Raw genomic sequence first — 19,863 nt, 5'->3', positions numbered from 1 at the left:
TCCGGACCCCGAGCCTGACCGAGAAACGCCGCGACCTCAAGGATGCGGCGGCGAGACCCCATGGCGGGCGGCCAGCACGCGGGTGATCGGGCCTTCGTCGGTGACGAACCAGACGCCGTTCGCCTGCTGGAGGTCGCCCTCGCGTAAGTCCGGATGCTCGAACGGCGCGGACAGGATCAGGGTCGGCAGGTTCTGGTGCGCTTCGCCCAGCAGATCGACCACCGGATGGCGCGGGCGGGCGTAGGGCAGGTAGGCGACATCGAGCGCCTCGCGCACCGCCGGATAGTAGCCGAGGAAGCCCTCGACGGCGGCGCAGGCCATGCAGAACCACGGCCGGTCCTGGTCGATCCAGTCGGGCCGCAGGAGAAAGAGGCGGTCGCGGGCGACGGTCATGGCTGGCTCCAGTCCTGGATCTCCAGACCCTCGATCCGCTCGAATTCACGCACGTTGGACGTCACCAAGGTCCAGCCCCGCGCCAAGGCTTGGCCCGCGATCAGCACGTCGTAGGCGCCAATAGGGTTTCCGTAGGGCCTGAGCTTAGCTCTAGTGCGAGCAGCGGCCGTCACGTCGTCTTCGTTCAATGGCTCAATAGCGACCTCTTCCAGGACCTCGGCAACATTCAAGGCTTCCCCGACCGGATCGCTTCTGAGCGCAATGCCGAACTGCAGCTCGTGATAGACGATCAGTGACGTCGCCAGGTTTTCACCCGCCAAGATCGCCTTGTCCCACCGCTGACGAATGATCGCCTTACGCCCTCGGATGAGGTCAATGAAGACGTTGGTGTCCAACGCCAGGGTCACCAGAACTCCCGTTCCTGTTCCGGCGGCTGTTCCCGATCCGGAAAATCAGCCCCGCCTCGCGCGTCGATGCGAGCCCACATGGCGTCGAGATCGGCCTGCGTGCGGGGCGGCTTGGCGGCGACGGGCTCAAGGATCACCGCCTCGCCCTCGCGGCGCACGGTCACCTCAACGCCTTCGAACCGAAAGGCCTTAGGCAGGCGGACGGCCTGGCTGCCGCCGTGGGTGAAAAGCTTGGCGCGGGGCAACTGGATATCGAGCTTGGTCATGGCGACCTCGATGTATCTACAGACTATAGATACACGAAAGCCGCACGCGCCTCAACGACGCTTCGCCGCCACGAAAAAAGGGGCCGCTTTCGCGGCCCCTTTCCGATCGATCTCTCGAAGCCACTACAGCTCCAGCAGCAGGCGCTGCGGATCTTCGAGGGCTTCTTTGACCTTCACGAGGAAGGTCACCGCGCCCTGGCCGTCGACCACGCGGTGGTCGTAGCTGAGCGCCAGGTACATCATCGGGCGGACCTCGATCTTGCCGCCGATCACCATGGCCCGCTCCTTGATCGCGTGCATGCCCAGGATCCCCGACTGCGGCGCGTTGAGGATCGGAGTCGACATCAGCGAGCCGTAGATGCCGCCGTTGGTGATCGTGAAGGTGCCGCCCTGCATGTCCTCGATGGACAGCTGGCCGTCGCGGGCCTTCCGGCCAAGGCCGCCGATGGCCTTCTCGATCTCGGCCAGGCTCAGGGCGTCGGCGTCGCGGACCACCGGGACGACCAGGCCCTTGTCGGTGCCGACGGCCACGCCGATGTCGTAGTGGTTCTTGTAGACGATGTCCTGGCCGTCGATCTCGGCGTTGACGTCGGGCACGGCCTTCAGGGCGGCGACCACCGCCTTGGTGAAGAACGACATGAAGCCCAGCTTCACGCCGTGCTTCTTTTCAAAGACGTCCTTGTACTGATTGCGCAAGGCCATGACCGCCGTCATGTCGACCTCGTTAAAGGTCGTCAGCATGGCGGCGTTGTTCTGGGCTTCCTTCAGGCGGCGGGCGATCGTCTGGCGCAGGCGCGTCATCTTCACGCGCTCTTCGCGCTCGTGGATCGGACGCGGCGCGGCCGGGGCGGCGACCGGCGCCGGGGCGTTGGCGCGGGCTTCCAGGGCGGCCAGGGCGTCGCCCTTGGTCACCCGGCCGTCCTTGCCGGTGCCGGCGACCTTCGACAGGTCCAGGTTGTTCTCGGCGGCGATGCGGGCCGGGGCCGGGCTGACCGGGGCGGCCGCGGCCGGGGCCGGCGCAGCGGCGGCCGGAGCGGGCGCGGGAGCCGGGGTCGGGGCGGGAGCCGGCGCGGCGGCGGCCTTCGGCGCGGGAGCGGCCGGGGCGGCGGTCGCCGCGCCGCCTTCGGTCACCACGCCCAGGACCGTGCCCGGAACCACGGTGGCGCCTTCCTCGGCGCTGATCGAGGCCAGGACGCCGTCGGCCGGCGCCACGACCTCGAGGCTGACCTTGTCGGTTTCCAGCTCGACGAGCAGTTCGTCCTTCTTCACCGCCTCCCCGGCCTTCTTGGTCCAGCGGGCCACCGTCGCTTCGGTGACGGATTCGCCGAGGGCGGGGGTCATGATGTCGGCCATGTGGGGTTCCGATGTCTCTTGTTTGGTCCGGGCGGGTTCAGTTCAGGGTCTGGGCGAAGCGATCAGGCGAAGGCTTCGCTCAGGAAGGTCTCGAGTTCTCTCAGGTGGCGGCTCATCATGCCGGCGGCCGTGGAGGCCGAGGCCGGACGGCCGACATAGCGGGCGCGCTTGGCCTTGACGTCCAGCTTGGCCAGGCTCAGCTCCAGCCACGGATCGACGAAGGTCCAGCCGCCCATGTTCTTGGGCTCTTCCTGGCACCAGACCAGCTCGGCGTTCTTGAACCGTCCGAGCACCGCCAGCACCGACTTCAGCGGCCACGGATAGAACTGCTCCAGGCGGACGATGTAGACGTCGTCGCGGCCGGCCTTGGCCCGGGCGTCGATCAGGTCGAAATAGACCTTGCCCGAACAGGCGATGACGCGGGTGATCTTGTCGTCGCTCTTCAGGGTGATGCCGCCGACGTCGCAGCCGGCTTCGGCCCCGTCGATCATCACGCGGTGGAAGCTGGAGCCCTCGGCCATGTCGGCCAGGTTCGAGACCGCCTTCTTGTGGCGCAGCAGGCTCTTGGGCGTCATGACGATCAGCGGCTTGCGGAACTCGCGGTGCATCTGGCGACGCAGGGCGTGGAAGTAGTTGGCCGGGGTCGTGCAGTTGACGACCTGCATGTTGTCTTCCGCGCACGACTGCAGGAAGCGCTCGAGGCGCGCCGAGCTGTGCTCGGGGCCCTGGCCTTCGTAGCCGTGCGGCAGCAGCATGGTCAGGCCGCTCATCCGCAACCACTTGCGCTCGCCCGAGCTGATGAACTGGTCGATCACCACCTGGGCGCCGTTCACGAAGTCGCCGAACTGGCCTTCCCACAGGGTCATGGTGTTCGGGTCGGCCAGCGAGAAGCCGTATTCGAAGCCCAGCACCGCCTCTTCCGACAGGGCCGAGTCGATGACCTCGTAGTGGGCCTGGCCCGGGCGAATGTTGTTCAGCGGCGTGTAGTGCTCTTCGGTCGTCTGGTCGATGATGTCCGAATGGCGCTGGGTGAAGGTGCCGCGCACGCTGTCCTGGCCGGACAGGCGGACAGGGAAGCCCTCGTCGAGCAGGGTGGCGAAGGCCAGGTGCTCGGCCGTGCCCCAGTCGATGTTCTCGCCCTTCTCGATCGCCTCGCGGCGGTTCTCGACCACGCGCTTGACAGTCTTGTGGGCGTTGATCCGATCGGGGATCGTGGTGATCTGGCGGCCCAGCTCCAGGAGCTTGGTCCTGGCCACCTCGGTCTTGCCCTTGCGCTCTTCGTCGCCGGGCAGGGCCAGGCCCTTCCACTTGCCGTCCAGCCAGTCGGCCTTGTTGGCCTTGTAGGTCTTGCCGGCGTCGAATTCCTGGTCGAGGAAGCTCTCGAACTCGCCGACCCAGCCGTCCACGTCGCCCTGGGTCGCCACGCCTTCGGCCACCAGGCGGCGGCTGTAGAGCTCGCGGGTCGAGGGGTGGTCCTTGATCTTGGCGTACATCAAGGGCTGGGTCATCGTCGGGTCGTCACCTTCGTTGTGACCGAACCGGCGATAGCAGAACATGTCGACGACCACGTCCTTGCCGAACATCTGGCGATATTCGGTGGCGACCTTGGCCGCGAAGACCACGGCTTCGGGATCGTCGCCGTTGACGTGGAAGATCGGGGCCTCGACCATCAGCGCCACGTCCGAGGGATAGGGCGAGCTGCGCGAATAGCGCGGGTTGGTCGTGAAGCCGATCTGATTGTTGACGATGAAGTGGATGGTGCCGCCCGTGCGGTAGCCCTTCAGGCCCGACAGGGTGAAGCACTCGGCCACCACGCCCTGGCCGGCGAAGGCCGCGTCGCCGTGCAGCAGCAGCGGCAGCACGTGGCCGCGGCCGGCGTCGGGCTGCTCGCGCAGGGTGAAGGCCTGCTTGGCGCGGGCCTTGCCGATCACCACCGGGTTGACGATTTCCAGGTGCGAGGGGTTGGCGGTCAGCGACAGGTGGACCTTGTTGTCGTCGAACTCGCGGTCCGACGAGGCGCCCATGTGGTACTTCACGTCGCCCGAACCCTCGATGTCCGAGGGCACCGACGAGCCGCCCTGGAACTCGTGGAAGATCACGTGATAGGGCTTGCCCATCACGGCGGCCAGGGTGTTCAGGCGGCCGCGGTGCGGCATGCCGATGACGATTTCCTTCACGCCCAGGGCGCCGCCGCGCTTGATGATCTGCTCCAGCGCGGGGACGGTGGCCTCGCCGCCGTCCAGGCCGAAGCGCTTGGTGCCCGGGAAGCGCTTGTGCAGGAAGCGTTCGAAGCCCTCGGCCTCGATCAGCTTCTTGAGGATGGCGACCTTGCCCTCCTTGGAGAACACGATCTCCTTGTCGCGGCCCTCGATGCGCTCCTGCAGCCAGGCCTTCTCGGTCGGGTCCGAGATGTGCATGTATTGCACGCCGACATTGTCGCAGTAGGTGCGGCGCAGGATCGACAGGATCTCGCGGATCGTCGAGGTCTCCATGCCGAGCACGAAGTCCAGGAAGATCGGGCGGTCGTAGTCGGCTTCCGAGAAGCCGTAGGTCGCCGGATCCAGCTCCGGCGCCGGGGGCTTGGGCTCCAGGCCCAGCGGGTCGAGGTTGGCGGCCAGGTGGCCGCGCATCCGGTAGGCCCGGATCATCATGATGGCCCGCAGACTGTCCAGCGTGGCGGCGCGGACGGCTTCGGCCGAGGAGCCGGGGGCCTTGGCCTCGATGGCCTTGGTCATCTTGGCTTCGACGGCGGGGGCCACGGTCGGCCACTGGCCGTCGATGGCCGACAGCCATTCGGGACGGACGGCCGGCGCCTGGCGCGGCGTCCAGGCCGGGTCCTGGGCGGCGCGCTTGACCTGGTCGGCCTGGTCCGAGAGCGTGGCGAAGAAGGCGGCCCAAGAGGGCTCGACCGATCCGGGGTTCTCCGCCCACCGGGCGTAGAGATCTTCCACGAAGGCCGCGTTGGCCCCGTAGAGGAACGAGGTCTCGGTCAAGACCTGATTGATGATGCCTGCGTCGTCCGCCATCGTCTTTGCCTTAGGATCCTTTTACGCCACCGCTAACGGCGTTGCGTAAATATAGTCTCTCAATCACCGGACGCCCGTGTAACGAACGGGGCCCAGGTGATTTTTTCGGATCGTCGACTGGCGGTCGCAAAAAACCTGGGCCCCGCGCGGGGCGGGGTTTCGGTGTCTAGTTAGCCCTTGAGCACCTCGAGCAGGGTCTCGCCCAGCTTGGCCGGCGACGGCGAGACGCGGATGCCCGCGGCTTCCATCGCCGCGATCTTGTCTTCCGCGCCGCCCTTGCCGCCCGAGATGATCGCGCCGGCGTGGCCCATGTGACGGCCGGGAGGGGCCGTGCGGCCGGCGATGAAGCCGACCATGGGCTTCTTGCGGCCGCGCTTGGCTTCGTCGGCCAGGAACTGGGCGGCTTCCTCCTCGGCCGAGCCGCCGATCTCGCCGATCATGACGATCGACTTGGTGGCTTCGTCGGCCAGGAACAGCTCCAGCACGTCGATGAACTCGGTGCCCTTGACCGGGTCGCCGCCGATGCCGACGGCCGTGGTCTGGCCCAGGCCGGCGTTGGTGGTCTGGAACACGGCTTCGTAGGTCAGGGTGCCCGAGCGCGACACGACGCCGACCGAACCTTCCGAGAAGATCGAGCCCGGCATGATGCCGATCTTGCACTGGTTCGGCGTCAGGACGCCGGGGCAGTTCGGGCCGATCAGGCGCGACTTGCTGCCTTGCAGGGCCTTCTTGACCTTAACCATGTCCAGCACCGGGATGCCCTCGGTGATGCAGACGATCAGCGGGATTTCCGCGTCGATGGCTTCCAGGATCGAGTCGGCCGCGAAGGGCGGCGGGACATAGATCACCGAGGCGTCGGCGCCGGTGGCTTCCTTGGCTTCGCCGACCGTGTCGAACACCGGCAGGCCGATGTGGGTCTGGCCGCCTTTGCCCGGGGTGACGCCGCCGACCATCTTGGTGCCGTAGGCGATGGCCTGTTCGGAGTGGAACGTGCCCTGGGCGCCGGTGAAGCCCTGGGTGATGACCTTGGTTTCAGAACCGATGAGGATGGACATGAGAGTTACGCAGCCCCTTTGACAGCGGCGACGATCTTCTCGGCCCCGTCCGACAGGTCGTTGGCGGCGATGACGTTAAGGCCGCTTTCCGAAATGATTTTCTTGCCGAGTTCGACGTTGGTGCCTTCCAGGCGAACGACCAGCGGAACCTTCAGGCCGACTTCCTTGACGGCGGCGATGACGCCTTCGGCGATGATGTCGCAGCGCATGATGCCGCCGAAGATGTTGACCAGGATGCCTTTGACGGCCGGGTCGGCGGTGATGATCTTGAAGGCCGCGGTGACCTTCTCCTTGCTGGCGCCGCCGCCGACATCCAGGAAGTTGGCCGGCTCGGCGCCGTACAGCTTGATGATGTCCATGGTGGCCATGGCCAGGCCGGCGCCGTTGACCATGCAGCCGATCTCGCCGTCCAGGGCGATGTAGGCCAGGTCGTACTTGCTGGCTTCGATTTCCTTGGGGTCTTCTTCGCTTTCGTCGCGCAGGGCGCGGATGTCCGGGTGGCGGAACAGCGAGTTGCCGTCGAACGACAGCTTGGCGTCCAGGACCCGCAGGTGCTCGTCTTCCGTGACGATCAGCGGGTTGATTTCCAGCATGGCCATGTCCTTGGCCAGGAACGCCGTATAGAGCTGGCCCAGCAGGGTCGCGGCTTCCTTGGCCAGGCCGCCGGTCAGGCCCAGGGCCTTGGCCAGGGCGCGGGCGTGGGTGGGCCACACGCCGGTCGCCGGATCGATCGAGAAGCTATGGATCTTTTCGGGGGTGGCGTGGGCCACGTCCTCGATGTCCATGCCGCCTTCGGTCGAGGCGACCACCGAGACCATCGAGGTCTCGCGGTCGACCAGCAGCGACAGGTAGAATTCCTTGGCGATCGCCGCGCCTTCTTCGATGTAGAGGCGGTTGACCTGCTTGCCCTTGGGGCCGGTCTGGTGGGTCACCAGCACGCGGCCGAGCATCTCGGCGGCGTTGGTCTTGACGTCTTCCACCGACTTGACCACCCGGACGCCGCCCTTGGCGTCGGGACCCAGGCCCTCGAACTTGCCCTTGCCGCGACCGCCGGCATGGATTTGGGACTTCACGACGAACACCGGTCCGCCCAGCTTTTCAGCGGCGGCGACGGCCTCCTCGACGGTAAAGGCGGGATAGCCGCGCGGAACAGGGGCGCCGAACTCTGCGAGGACGGCTTTGGCTTGGTGTTCGTGGATGTTCATGAGGGACCGGTCTCGACGACGGCTTCTGAAAATTGTGGGCGGGTTATAGGAGTGTGATTTCTCAGGCGCAACCGCGCTTGGACCGATTGTTCGGCGAAGTGAAAAAGTGGGCCGGTCTCGCGTGACCCCGGAAGCCATTGGACTTTTTCACCGAACGCCGACGTCCCAAAGGGTCGGGTCGACCCCCGGTCGGCGGAAAAAAGGTACCGCTACCATTCGCAAGGGCGAATGACAGCCTTGTCATGCTCGCGAGCCCCGCCGCCGACTGCTCACCAAGCGCCCACCCGGCGCCCGCTATTTAAGCGTCGCCGTGGCGCGCCGCTCCAGCTTGCCCCAGCCCACGCGCCCGCCGCGCGCCGCGGTCAGCACCGATTTGACGACCACGTAGTACATCAGCTGCCGATAGCCGAAGCGCTGCACGGGCAGGTACGGCAGGTCGGCCCAGGGCGCGCGCTTCTCCAGGGCCATGCCCAGGGCGCCGGCCGACAGGTCGACCAGGATGAACACCCCCCAGTAGAGCAGGCCGCGGATCGTGTCGTCGGGCGACCACTCCACCGGATGGGCGACGGCGCCGTAAAGGCCCGAGACCAGGCTCCAGACCACGGCCAGATCGACCAGCGGCGCGGCGACGGCCAGCAGGATCTGGAACAGCCAGATCTGCGGCAGGGCCACGAATCCCAGGGCGGGCGTCTTGGGATTGAACAGCGCCGCGCGGTGCTTCCACACGCACTGCAAGGTGCCGAACGACCAGCGGAAGCGCTGCTTGAGCAGGCCGGTCACCGTGTCGGGGGCCTCGGTGAAGGCCTGGGCGGCGGGGTCGAAGGCCACCTTCCAGCCTGCCCGCTGGCAGGCGATGGTCAGGTCCTGGTCCTCGGCCAGGGTGTCGGACGGATAGCCGCCCAGCGCGTCCAGCACGCTCTTGCGCCAGGCCCCGACCGCGCCCGGCACCACGGTCACCGCGCCCAGAGCCGCCAGGGCCCGGCGCTCCAGGTTCTGGGCGGTGACATATTCCAGGGCCTGCCAGCGGGTGACGATGTTCAGGCGGTTGCCGACGATGGCGTTGCCGGCCACCGCCCCGATCGCCGGATCCTGGAACCAGCGAACGAGGCGCCCGATGGTCTTCGGCGGAAACAGCGTGTCGGCGTCCAGCGCCACGACATACTCGCCCTTGGCCACCGCCAGGCCGCGGTTGACCGCTCGCGCCTTGCCGCCGTTTTCGAAGCTCAGCAGGGTCACGCGCGGATCGGATCCGTGGGCGCGGCGCACCGCCTCGGCGGTTCCGTCCTTGGAGCCGTCGTCGAGGACCAGGACCTCGATGTTCTTCCACTCCGACTCCAGGATCCGCGACACCGAGGCGGCGATCACCTTCTCCTCGTTGAAGCAGGGGATCAGCACGCTGACCAGCGGCCCGGTCTCGGGGTCTAGGTTTTGGGGGCTCTGGTGCGTCCAGCGATGGACCAGGGCCAGGCCAGCCAGGAACACCAGCCGCGCCAGGCCCAGGGCGATGGCGGTGATGAACAGCGCGCCCAGCAGGAACTTCACGCCGCGGAACAGGCCGAAGCCCACGCGATCCAGGGCCAGGGCCACCGGATCGCGGTCGCTGACCGGCATCGCCTGGGCTGGGGTCATGCCGGCCAGTTCCCCGATGGTGACCAGGCGATAGCCCCGCGCCCGGATGGCGTCGATCAGGCCCGGCAGGGCCGCCACGGTGCGCGAGCGGTTGCCGCCGGCGTCGTGCAGCAGCACCACCTGCCCCGGCCGGTCGCCGGGATGGTCCAGGCGCTCCAGCGTGCGGTCGATGATCGTCTGCGGCGTGGGCTTCTGCCAGTCGTCGGGGTCGATGCGCAGGCCGACGATCAGGTAGCCCAGCTCCTGGGCGATCACCAGCGGGGCCACCTCGTGCGGGGTCGACGGTTCGGCGTCGCCGAAGAACGGCGGCCGGAACAGTCGCATCGAGCGGCCGGTGATCACCTCGAACAGGCGCTGGGTGGCGTTCAGCTCGACGTCGGTCTGGGCGATCGGGATTTCGCCGATATTGGGGTGGGTCCAGGTATGGCTGCCCACGTCGTGGCCCTCGGCGACCTCGCGCTTCACCAGGTCGGGCCGGGTCTGCATGTTCTCGCCGATCACGAAGAAGGTGGCGGGCGCCTTCTTCTCCTTGAGGATGTCGAGGATCTTCGGCGTCCAGCGCGCGTCGGGGCCGTCGTCGAAGGTCAGGGCCACCAGGCCCGGCTTCTGGCCGTAGCGCTCGATCACGTACGAGCTGGGCAGGACGTCGTAGGTCTGGTCGGCGATCAGGCCGGTGTCGGGATCGAACTCGACGCTCCGCTTGCCGGGCGTCGGCAGGTTGGCGACCCGCAGCACCTCGCCGCCGCCGTCGAAGTCGACGCTGGTTCCAGCCGGGATGCGGGTCAGGCCGGCGGCCGACGCCTGGCCATAGGGCTTGCCCAGCACGCTCCAGACGCCCGGATCCTCCATGCCCATCCGCCACAGGCCGTAGCCACGCGGCTTCCAGGCGTCGGTGACCTTGACCTGGTTGAACAGGGTGGCGGCGTCCAGGAACCAGACCTCGTGGCCGTCGCCGTTGTCGTCGACATAGGCGTAGGTCGGGTTCAGGGCGTCGTCGTCCATGTCGATGGTCGCGCCGGCGTCCTGGGCGTTGCGGATCGCCTCGTGGAAGGTGGCCGGCGAGCCCGCCACCGCCTTGCCCGCCTTGTTCAGGGTCCAGTCGTAACCGTAGGCGCCCAGGGCCATGATCGTGCGGGCCGGGTCCAGTTTGGCGAAGCGCTTGGCCAGCTCGCCCTCGTACCAGTCCTGGCCGGCGTTGGGTCCCGGATCGCCGCCGGCGTAGTGCTGGTCGTAGGCCATCAGCACCAGGGTGTCGGAGGCGTCCTGCAGCGCCTTCAGCGGCCAACCCTGGCCGTCGAACGGCGCGGTGACCCAGACCTCGCGGCCCTGCGGCTTGAAGGCCGCCCGCGCCTCGTCCAGCAGCTTGGGATAGTTGGCCAGGCCCGCGGGCGACAGGTTCTCCAGGTCGAAGACATAGCCGCCATAGCCGCGCCGAACCGCCAGGTCGGCCAGGCCGGCGATCAGCTTGGCCCGGGCCTTCGGGTTGGCCAGCAGGGCGTCGGCCAGCGGCCCGTTGAAGGCGGCGTTGGCCGAGTTGTGGACCAGGGGCAGCACGGCCGGATGGTTGGGCGCGGCGGCGATCCGGGCCACGCCCTGAGGGTCGTCGTCGATGGCGATGTCGCCGTCGGGCCCCCGCAGGGCCACCCACTGCGGCGAGACCACGTCCAGCTTGTCGATGTTGCGGCGCAGGGATTCGCGGGAATCCTCGTCCCAGCTGACATAGAAACCGACGCTGATCGGCCGCGACTGGGCCGCCCCGCCCTTGCCGGCGGTCGGGCGCGGCACCTTGCGCCAGTCCAGGTTCGGCTTCAGCCGGTGCGCCGTCTCCTTATGCAGGGACGACAGGATGTGCGGGTCCTTCAGCGTCACGGCCGGCAGACGCGGGGCGAAGGCCAGGGTGGCCAGGAAGGCCGCCACGATCGCGGCCAGGGCCGACAGGGTGATCCCCAGGATCAGCCGCATCCGCCGGTCCCGCCGGCCGGTGGGGTCGTGGAAGATATGCCGGTCGTCGCCGCCCATGGTTCGCAGTCCTGCGTTCGTCAGCCGGCTCTTGTAACCTGAACGTGTCGGAACAGTGGCGCTTCTTCGGGTGCGGTCAATCGCCCCAGTTGGCGCCCCGGTTCAGGGTGGATCGACATTCAGCTTCGGGGCCGGAAACCTCGTCCTTCGACAAGCTCAGGATGAGGTTTCCTACTGGCCGGGCCTGTCAATGGTCCTCATCCTAAGCCCGTCGAAGGACGAGGACCACGCAGGGCCCCGCATGACGCTCGTCCTAATCCACCCAGTCGCGGGCCAGGCGGCGCGAGGCTAGGAAGAACAGCAGGGCCGCGATCAGGTAGAAGCCCATGCCGGTATAGATCGACCAGCGCAGGGATTCCTGACCGAACGCCGGCTTGAGCAGGTCCGAGACCAGGCCGAAATAATAGGTGCCGACCGCGATCCCCAGCAGGTTGTTGATCAGCAGGAACAGGGCCGAGGCCGTGGTGCGCATCGGCGCGGGGGCCAGGTGCTGCACGGCCGCGGTGATCGGTCCGAGCCATGCCAGGTTCAGGCCCGTGGGGATCAGGAAGATCGCGAAGGCCAGGGCCAGGGCCGCGCTTCCCCCCAGCCCCCCCACCAGCGACCCGCTGTTCATGGCCAGCAGGAAGCACGGCACCGAGATCAGGAACGCCACGGCCGGAGTCAGCGGATAGCCGGCCTTCGACTTGGCGCCCAGCCGGTCGGCCACCGCCCCGCCCAGCCAGATGCCCATCAGGCCGCCGAAGAAGGCGATGCCGGAATAATACCAGGCGGTCTCGCGCAGGGTCAGGCCCAGGCTGCGCATGAAGAACGACGGCAGCCACAGGGCCACGCCGTAGCCGCAGACAGAGGACGAGGCGGCGCCGAACGCCAGCAGCCAGAAGCTGGGCTTCCTGGCCAGCACGCCGACCACTTCGCCCAGCGGGGCGGCCGGAGCCTGGACGGTGGTGGTGTCGCCCGCCGCCATGTCGGCCCCGCCCCGGCGCGGGTCGCGGACCACCAGCCGGAAGACCGGAGCCAGCAGCACGCCGATCGCGCCCACGACGATGAAGGCGGTGCGCCAGCCGAAATGCACGGCCAGCAGGCCGCCGACCAGGGTCCCCGCCGCCGTGCCCAGCGGGATGCCGAACGCATAGGCCGCCAGGGCCCGGGCCCGCTGCGACTTGGGGAAATAGTCGGCCAGCATCGAATAGGCCGGGGCCACGCCGCCCGCCTCGCCGATGCCCACGCCCATCCGGGCCAGGAACAGCTGCGAGAACCCGCCCGCGAAGCCGCACAGGGCGGTGAAGCCGCTCCACAGGGTCAGGGCCGCGGTCATGATCCACACCCGACTGAAGCGGTCGGCCAGCCAGGCGATCGGGATGGCCAGGGTGGTGTAGAGCAGGGCGAAGGCCAGGCCGCTCATCAGGCCGAACTGACCGTCGGTCAGGCCGAACTCCTCCTTGATGGGCTTGGCCAGGATGCCCAGGATCTGCCGGTCCAGGAAGTTGAGCGTGTAGACCAGGATCAGCATGGCCAGCACGACGTAGCGGTAACGCGCGCCGGGAGTCGGAATCTGCCTGCTTGCGTCGCTCATGGGTTCCGCCGCGAATCGTGGAGAGGACAAAGAAACGGCGACGGCCTGTTGCAGCAAGCCGTCGCCGGTCGGTCGAGGCGAGAAGACCCTAGAACTTGACCTCGAGCGAGGCCGAATAGGTGCGCGGCGGACCGTAGAAGCCGATCACCGAGTTGTTGTAGGTCGGAACGCCGAAGTTGTAGCCGCCGGTGCGATAGCGCTCGTCGGTCAGGTTCTTGCCGGCCACCGAGATCTTGTAGCGACCGCCTTCCGGAGCCCAGCTGGCGGTCAGGTCGACCAGGGTGAAGGCCTTCTGGTCCAGCAGCGGCAGGGGCAGCTCGAACTGCTGGTAGTCGTCGCGATAGCTGACCATCGGGGTGATCTGCAGCTCGCCGCCGGCCACGGTCCCGCGCCAGGTCAGGCTGGCGTTGCCCGTCCATTGGGGGGTGTTCTGGAAGCCGTAGAGGTCGGCGACGTTGACGATCTGGCCGCCGGCCGGGATCGTCTGGGACGGGTTGACCGGGTTCGGCGCGCCGGCCGGGACGAAGCGGTTGAAGGTGTCGTACTTGGCGTGGATGTAGCCCAGGGCCACCGTGCCCGACAGGTGCTGGCTGAACGCCGCCTTGGCCTCGAACTCCACGCCGTAGAGGGTGGAGGCGCCGGCGTTGTCGACGCTGCTGGCGATGCCCGACGGCACGACCACCTGGGTGGTGACCTGCTGGTCCTTGTACTTGGACAGGAACGCGGCGGTGGCGAACGAGACCCGGCGGTCGAACAGATTGCCCTTCAGGCCCACCTCGTAGGCGTTGACGATCTCGGGGTTGTAGCCGTTGACGGTCTGGGGCGTCAGGAAGGCGTCGCCGCGCATGTCCCAGCCGCCCGACTTGTAGCCCTTCGAATAGGAGACATAGGTGTTCAGGTCGTCGGTCAGTTCGTACGAGGCCGACAGGCGGGGGGTGAACTCCTCGAAGGTCTTTTCGGCGCTGTAGTTGGTGCGCACCTGCAGGATCGGCCGCGGCGTCCCGCCCTGGTAGGGCGTGCGCGTGGCGCCGAGATAGAAGAACCGGAAGGTGTTGCTGCGCTTGTGGTCGCGGGTGGCGCGGGCGCCCAGCGAGACCTTGAAGCGGTCGGTGAAGTTGGCCGACACGTCGAAGAAGGCCGCGAAGCTCTGAGTGCTGACCTTGCCGCCGTCGGCGATCGCGACGCCCAGGTTGCCGGCGATGGTGTCGAACTCGCCCGAAGCCTGGCTGTTCATGTAGTAGAGGCCGAACACGCCCTGGATGGTCTCGTCCGAATAGACCGCCTGCAGTTCCTGCGAGAACGAGCGGTCGTCGTAGGTGGCCGGCACATCCAGGGTCGGCAGGGGCGTGCCGTCGAAATCGATCAGGGTGTCGGTGTGGCCCTTGCGGCTGGCGGTGATCGACTTGAAGGTCAGGTGCTCGCTGGCGTGGTACTCGCCGGTCAGCGACAGACCCTCGGTCTCGACCGAGTTGGAATCGCCCAGGCCGGCCTGGGTGTCGTAGACGTCCAGCACCTTGTAGCCGCCGACCAGGGCCGGCAGTTCGCGGTGGCCGTGACGGGGGTTGGAGTCGTCCTTCACCTTGTCGTAGGCCAGGCGGAAGAACAGGTCGTCGGTCGGCTTGTACTCGGCGCTCAGGCGATAGGCCTGGACGTCCTTGTTGTAGTGCTCGGCGCCGGTGGTCAGGTTCGTGCCGTAGCCGTCGCGTTTATAGAGGGCGTAGGCGCCGCCCACCGACAGGCCGGCGGCGACCGGGGTGTGGCCCTCGACCAGCAGGTCGGTCTGGTTGTAGCTGCCGTAGGTCCCGCGGATCTTGCCGCCAGCCTCGTCGCCCAGGCGGTTGGTCACGTACTTGATCGCGCCGCCGATGGTGTTGCGGCCGTACAGCGTGCCTTGCGGCCCGCGCAGCACCTCGATCCGCGAGACGTCGAACACGTCCAGCACCGCGCCCTGCGGGCGATAGATGTAGACGTCGTCGACATAGAGGCCGACGCCAGGCTCGTAGCCCCACAGCGGATCCTGCTGGCCGATGCCGCGGATGTAGGAGATCAGGGTCGAGTTCGAGCCGCGCGCGGTCTGCACGGTGATGTTCGGCGTCGTCTGCGACAGGGTGGTGATGTCGTTGGCGGCCTGGCGCTCCAGGGTCTCGGCGCTGAAGGCCGAGACGGCGACCGGCACGTCCTTGAGGTTTTCCTCGCGGCGGCGGGCGGTGACGACCAGTTCGTCGACCGCCACTGGACCGGCGCCGGCGGGCGCGGCGTCCTGGGCGATCGCGGCGGTCGCGGCGGCCGACCAGGCCGCGCCGGCCAGCAGCGCGAGCTTGAGCATCGTCTTCATGGGTTCTCCCCTTCCCCTATGCGTTCCGTCCCGTGCCGGACAGCCCCGTTTGACGGCCGCATTTCCGGCTTCCGCGAATTCATTCGTTCGCGAATTGGAGAACACTGTCACCCAGAGTTGCGTTTTGCGCCAGCCTTTTTTCATCAACTGATGAAATGCCAGTGTGAAACGTCACAAGGCTTTGGGAAGTTTGGGAAATCAGCCTTGCGGCGCGCGGGCGATCACGGCCTCGAAGCCGGCGGCGCAGTAGGCGAACAGTCGGGCCCGCACCGCGCCCAGGTCGCTGGAGTGGCATTCCCCATCGGACAGGGAGTCGATGCGGCCGGTCTCCGACAGGGCCAGCATCATCGAGCCGGTCAGGAACTGGTAGCTCCAGTAGAGGTCGCGATAGGCCGCGTCCGGACGAACCACCTTCAGGGTCTCGACCAGGCGGTGGACCACCGGGTCGAAGAACCGCGCCATGGTCTCGCCGCCCCAGGCCGGGGTGTTGTTCACCTGGGCCACCAAGGCGAAATAGCTCTTCCAGCCCTGGCCGCCATCCTGGGAGATGCGCAGCAGGGGCTCGATGAAGGCCTCGATCACCCCCTCGACGGTCATGGTCCCGGGATGGCTCTTCTCGTAGGCGTCCATCGACAGGCCGCGGGCGGTGTTGAGGATCTCGGCCCGGCGCAGGAACACCGAGTCGAACAGCTCGCGCTTGGCGCCGAAATAGTAGTGGATCAGGGCGGTGTCGACGCCGGCCTCGGCGGCCACCTGGCGGATGGTGACGCCATGGAAGCCGTGGCGCGCGAACAGCCCCTCGGCGGCGTCGAGGATCGTCTCCTTCAAGTCCCGCCCCGTGGCCTTGGCGGGCCGCCCCCGGCCGGCCGGCTTGGTGCGAGGCGCTCGAACTTGCGTCGTCATGGTCCGTGATCCGCGCATTGCTTGACCGTTCGTAGGCCTCCGGGCGCGGGCCTGGCAAGGGCGACGGATCGCGGACCCTAGCGCATTTTTGAGCGAAGCGGACGCCGGTTCGCGTGAAGAAAATGCGCCAAGACAAAGATCTAGAGCGCCCGGCCTGACGCAATCAGGCCGGAACGCTCTAGCCGAACACCATCTGCCACATCAGCCGGCCCGGCAGGAAGGCGAAGGCCCCGGCGATCAGCAGGCCGCCGACGAACAGCCCCGTCATTGTCCGGCCGTGCAGGCGGACATTGTGCTTGCGGGCGGCGAACACCCCCATGGGCAGGGCGATCAGGGTCCAGCCGGCGAACAGGTGCAGGAAGCTGTAGCCGCCGGGGTTGGACCGGTGGATGAACAGCGACGAGATCGCCGCCGTCGCCATGGCCACGACCCAGACCCAGCCGAGCGTGCGGTGGACGGTGTCGCCCTTCAGGCCCAGCAGCAAGGCGATCCCGACGCCCAGGGCGGTGCTCACCGCCGCCACGTGGACCTGGATCGGGATCGGCGCGATCGCCAGCAGCCCCAGATGAGGCGCGTGCAGGCGCCCCTTCAGATGCAGGAAGCTGGCCAGCACCGCCGCCGGCCCGTGGCCCTGGGACGCTCCCACCGCCAGGATCAGGCCCACGGTGACGGCCAGGCCGACGGCCGCCATGCGGATAAAGCGGACCGGACCGATTGACAGGCTGGTGTCGGACATCTTGTTTCTCCCGAAGCGATCGCGCCGCGCCGGGGCGATCAAGGTCGGGTCCGGCTTAGGATCGGCGGCGGCGGGGGTCATCCGAAGGTGCGTGAGAAAGCGTCGGCAGTTCGTGAACGGCGGGCCGCCGCCATTGGCGAAGCGTCAACGAACACGCCCGTCCCGGCCTTCCCGCGGATCTACCTGCGGCCGCTGGTCGTGGCGGTGGTCGCCGGCGTCTTCCTGGCCCTGATCGGCGCGCTGGGCACGAGCGACACGCCGCTGGGTCCGCGCCTGGCCTACTGGATCGGCCTGTCGGCCCTGGGCGCGGTGCTGGGCACGACCGTGGCCCAGGCGGTCGGCGGGCTCTGGCCGGGCCTGGCCTCGACCTGGTGGCGCGCCCTGATCATCGTCGTCGTGCTGACCCCGCTGTTCACCGTGCTGGTCTGGTTCGCCGGTGGCCGCACGCCCCTGACCCCGCGCGTCGCGGCGACCTATTTCGGCGTCACCCTGGTGATGACCAGCGGCATGACCGCCCTGATGACCCTGGCCACGCGACGACCGATCGAGACCCACGCCGCGCCGCCGGAAGCGCCGCCGCCCCGCTTCATCGAGCGCCTGCCCCCGCGCCTGCGCGGCGGCGAGATCTACGCCGTCGAGGCCGAGGACCATTATCTGCGCCTGCACACCTCCAAGGGCCAGGACCTGATCCTGCTGCGCCTGTCCGACGCCGTGGCCGAGCTCGAGGGCATCGAGGGCGCCCAGACCCACCGCTCCTGGTGGGTGGCCAAGGCGGCGGTGCGGGACGCCCGGCGGGGTGACGGCCGCGCCACCCTGACCCTGGTCAACGGCGTCGAGGCGCCGGTCAGCCGAGCCTACGCCCGGACGCTGCGCGAGGCCGGCTGGTACTGAAACGAAAAAAGGCCCCTGGCGACGCCGGGGGCCTTCCTTCATCCGATCGTCGAGCGGACGCCGATCAGAACTCTTCCCAGTCCTCGACCTTGGTCGCCAGGGCGGCGGCGCCCGACCGGCCGGGGCGGACGGCGGTCGCGGCGCGGGTCTGGGCCGGGCGCGCGGCGGGCGTGCGAACGGCCGGGGTCGTCGCCGAGGCGTCGCCGACCCGGAAGCGGTCGACCAGGGCCGCCAGCTGGTTGGCCTCGTTCTTCAGCGAATGACTGGCCGCCGTCGCCTCCTCGACCATGGCGGCGTTCTGCTGCACCACCTGATCCATCTGGTTCACCGCCTTGTTGACCTCCTGCAGGCCGGTCGACTGCTCGACCGCCGAGGCGGCGATCTCGGTGACCAGCCCGTCGATCGAGGCGACCTGGGCGACGATGCGCTGCAGGGCCTTGCCGGTCTGGCCGACCAGGTCGACGCCGGCCCCGACCTGCTGGGTCGAGGTCGAGATCAGGGTCTTGATCTCCCGGGCCGCTTCGGCCGAGCGCTGGGCCAGGGCCCGCACTTCCTGGGCGACGACCGCGAAGCCGCGGCCGGCGTCGCCGGCCCGCGCCGCTTCGACGCCGGCGTTCAGGGCCAGCAGATTGGTCTGGAAGGCGATCTCGTCGATCACGCCGATGATCTGGCTGACCTGGACCGACGAGGTCTCGATCTCGGTCATGGCGTGGACCGCCTGGCTGACGATCCGGCCGGACTCCTCGGCGTCGCTGCGGGCGGTGGCGACCACGGACGAGGCCTCCTTGGCGCCGGACGCGGTCTTGCGCACCGTGGCGGTGATCTCGTCCAGGGCCGCGGCGGTTTCCTCCAGGCTGGCCGCCTGCTGCTCGGTGCGACGGGCCAGGCTGTCGGAGGCGTCGGCGATCTCGTCGGAGCCGCTGCGCACGCCGCCGGTGGAGACGATGATCGCCGCCATGGCCTCGCGCAGCTTGTCGACCGCCAGGTTGAAGTCCTCGCGCAGCTGGCGGTAGCGGCCAGCGAACTCGGCGTCGATGCGGCAGGTCAGGTCGCCCTGGGCCAGGCGCGCCAGGCTCGAGGCCAGCTCGTCGACCACCGCGCTCTGCTCGGCGGCGACCACGCGGCGCTCGTCGTCATTGGCGGCGCGCTCGCTCTCGGCCGTCAGGCGGGTCTGCTCGGCGACGGCTTCCAGCTGGATCTTGGCGATCGCGGCTTCCTTGAAGGTGGCGACGGCGGCGGCCATCTGGCCGATCTCGTCCTTGCGGCCGGTCGCCGGGATGCCCACGCCGTTGTCGCCCGAGGCCAGACGGCGCATGGCCGCCGTCATGGCCGTCACCGGCGCGGCGATGACGCCCGACAGCAGCAGCCCGCCGCCCAGGGCGATGGCGATGGCGATGCCGATGCCGATGGCCAGGGTCAGGCGCGCCTCCAGCGCGGACGCCTTCTGGGCGGCCGCCTCGGCGGCGACGACGGCTTCCGAATTCTTGACGATCAGCTCGATGTCGTCCTCGACCACCGAGACCGACTGGTCGGCGACGCCGTCGTGCTTGACCAGGTCGACCGCCTGCTGGTGGGTGGCCGGATCGCGGGCCAGGGTCTCGCCCGGCTCGATGGCCGCCTTGCGGTAGTCGGCATAGGCGGTCTCGACGGCGGCGATCCGGGCCAGCTGGGCCTCGTCGCCCTGGGCCAGGGTGCGCAGTTGCTCCAGCGCGCCCAGGAACTTGGGCTTGTGGGCCTCTTCCAGGCGCTTGACGTAGTATTCGTCGCCCGAGAGCAGGAAGCCGCGCAGCGAGTTCTCCTGGCGGGTCAGGCGGAAGGCGGCCGTGTCGGCGGCGCGCAGCGACAGATAGGCCCGCTCCGTGCGCTCGATCGAGGCTTCGTATTTCGTCTGGTTGACGAACAGCGTCACGCCCATCACAGCGATCGCCGAAAGCATCACGGCGAACACCGCCAGCAGCTTATGGGGGATTTTCAGATCGCCGAAATTCATGGGCGCGCTCCTTTTGAGATCGCGACGCAAAAACTCCATGAACACGGGTATTTAAGCCGCAGCCGGAAGCGCGCGTCGC

At 68.3% G+C, this 19,863-nt stretch carries 14 protein-coding genes; 1 reads left to right on the top strand and 13 read right to left on the bottom strand.

The genetic code is table 11. The annotated features are described in order from the left end of the window. Positions 1–36: 36 nt before the first annotated feature. The 12 genes from BM066_RS09825 to BM066_RS09770 form a co-directional block, all read right to left on the bottom strand. A complete protein-coding gene (locus BM066_RS09825) occupies positions 37–393 on the bottom strand; it encodes a DUF3088 family protein (protein WP_089926828.1) in 357 nt (118 codons plus the stop codon). Next, on the bottom strand, positions 390–800 hold the full coding sequence (locus BM066_RS09820; protein WP_177218425.1) for a type II toxin-antitoxin system VapC family toxin: 411 nt from the start codon (positions 798–800) through the stop codon (positions 390–392). The genes BM066_RS09825 and BM066_RS09820 overlap by 4 nt, the downstream gene beginning before the upstream one ends. Further along, positions 797–1,066 (bottom strand): antitoxin, encoded by a 270-nt coding sequence (locus tag BM066_RS09815; RefSeq protein ID WP_089926822.1) that lies wholly within the window; start codon positions 1,064–1,066, stop codon positions 797–799. Before BM066_RS09815 ends, BM066_RS09820 begins: the two co-directional genes overlap by 4 nt. A gap of 123 nt (positions 1,067–1,189) precedes the next feature. Continuing rightward, positions 1,190–2,419 (bottom strand): 2-oxoglutarate dehydrogenase complex dihydrolipoyllysine-residue succinyltransferase, encoded by a 1,230-nt coding sequence (odhB, locus tag BM066_RS09810; protein WP_089926819.1) that lies wholly within the window; start codon positions 2,417–2,419, stop codon positions 1,190–1,192. 62 nt (positions 2,420–2,481) lie between these two features. After that, positions 2,482–5,445, bottom strand: coding sequence for a 2-oxoglutarate dehydrogenase E1 component (locus tag BM066_RS09805; protein ID WP_089926816.1), 2,964 nt, complete (start codon positions 5,443–5,445; stop codon positions 2,482–2,484). Between the two features lie 170 nt (positions 5,446–5,615). Then, the gene (sucD, locus tag BM066_RS09800) at positions 5,616–6,500 is read right to left on the bottom strand and encodes a succinate--CoA ligase subunit alpha (RefSeq protein ID WP_089926813.1); all 885 of its coding nucleotides are present in this window, start codon (positions 6,498–6,500) and stop codon (positions 5,616–5,618) included. Between the two features lie 5 nt (positions 6,501–6,505). Beyond that, positions 6,506–7,705 carry an ADP-forming succinate--CoA ligase subunit beta gene (sucC, locus tag BM066_RS09795; RefSeq protein ID WP_089926810.1) on the bottom strand — a complete coding sequence of 400 codons (1,200 nt, stop codon included), beginning with the start codon at positions 7,703–7,705 and terminating at the stop codon, positions 6,506–6,508. Positions 7,706–7,999: 294 nt separating this feature from the next. Next, the gene (locus tag BM066_RS09790; RefSeq protein WP_089926806.1) at positions 8,000–11,353 is read right to left on the bottom strand and encodes a glycosyltransferase; all 3,354 of its coding nucleotides are present in this window, start codon (positions 11,351–11,353) and stop codon (positions 8,000–8,002) included. A gap of 253 nt (positions 11,354–11,606) precedes the next feature. After that, on the bottom strand, positions 11,607–12,929 hold the full coding sequence (locus BM066_RS09785) for a spinster family MFS transporter (RefSeq protein ID WP_089926803.1): 1,323 nt from the start codon (positions 12,927–12,929) through the stop codon (positions 11,607–11,609). Between the two features lie 88 nt (positions 12,930–13,017). Next, positions 13,018–15,264, bottom strand: coding sequence for a TonB-dependent receptor (locus BM066_RS09780; protein ID WP_089926800.1), 2,247 nt, complete (start codon positions 15,262–15,264; stop codon positions 13,018–13,020). 198 nt (positions 15,265–15,462) lie between these two features. Continuing rightward, on the bottom strand, positions 15,463–16,167 hold the full coding sequence (locus BM066_RS09775; RefSeq protein ID WP_089926797.1) for a TetR/AcrR family transcriptional regulator: 705 nt from the start codon (positions 16,165–16,167) through the stop codon (positions 15,463–15,465). Positions 16,168–16,345: 178 nt separating this feature from the next. Continuing rightward, positions 16,346–16,903 carry a DUF2306 domain-containing protein gene (locus tag BM066_RS09770; protein WP_089926943.1) on the bottom strand — a complete coding sequence of 186 codons (558 nt, stop codon included), beginning with the start codon at positions 16,901–16,903 and terminating at the stop codon, positions 16,346–16,348. Positions 16,904–16,990: 87 nt separating this feature from the next. On the opposite strand from BM066_RS09770, the gene BM066_RS09765 reads away from it, so the two are divergent. Then, a complete protein-coding gene (locus BM066_RS09765) occupies positions 16,991–17,794 on the top strand; it encodes a LytTR family DNA-binding domain-containing protein (protein ID WP_089926794.1) in 804 nt (267 codons plus the stop codon). A gap of 64 nt (positions 17,795–17,858) precedes the next feature. On the opposite strand, the gene BM066_RS09760 is transcribed toward BM066_RS09765, so the two are convergent. Then, positions 17,859–19,784: a methyl-accepting chemotaxis protein gene (locus tag BM066_RS09760; RefSeq protein WP_089926791.1), complete on the bottom strand. Its 1,926-nt coding sequence runs from the start codon at positions 19,782–19,784 to the stop codon at positions 17,859–17,861. Positions 19,785–19,863: the final 79 nt, after the last annotated feature.

The organism is Caulobacter sp. UNC279MFTsu5.1 (assembly GCF_900114015.1).
In the GTDB taxonomy this organism is placed as follows: Bacteria; Pseudomonadota; Alphaproteobacteria; order Caulobacterales; family Caulobacteraceae; genus Caulobacter.
This window is presented reverse-complemented; position numbering and strand designations above follow the sequence as displayed.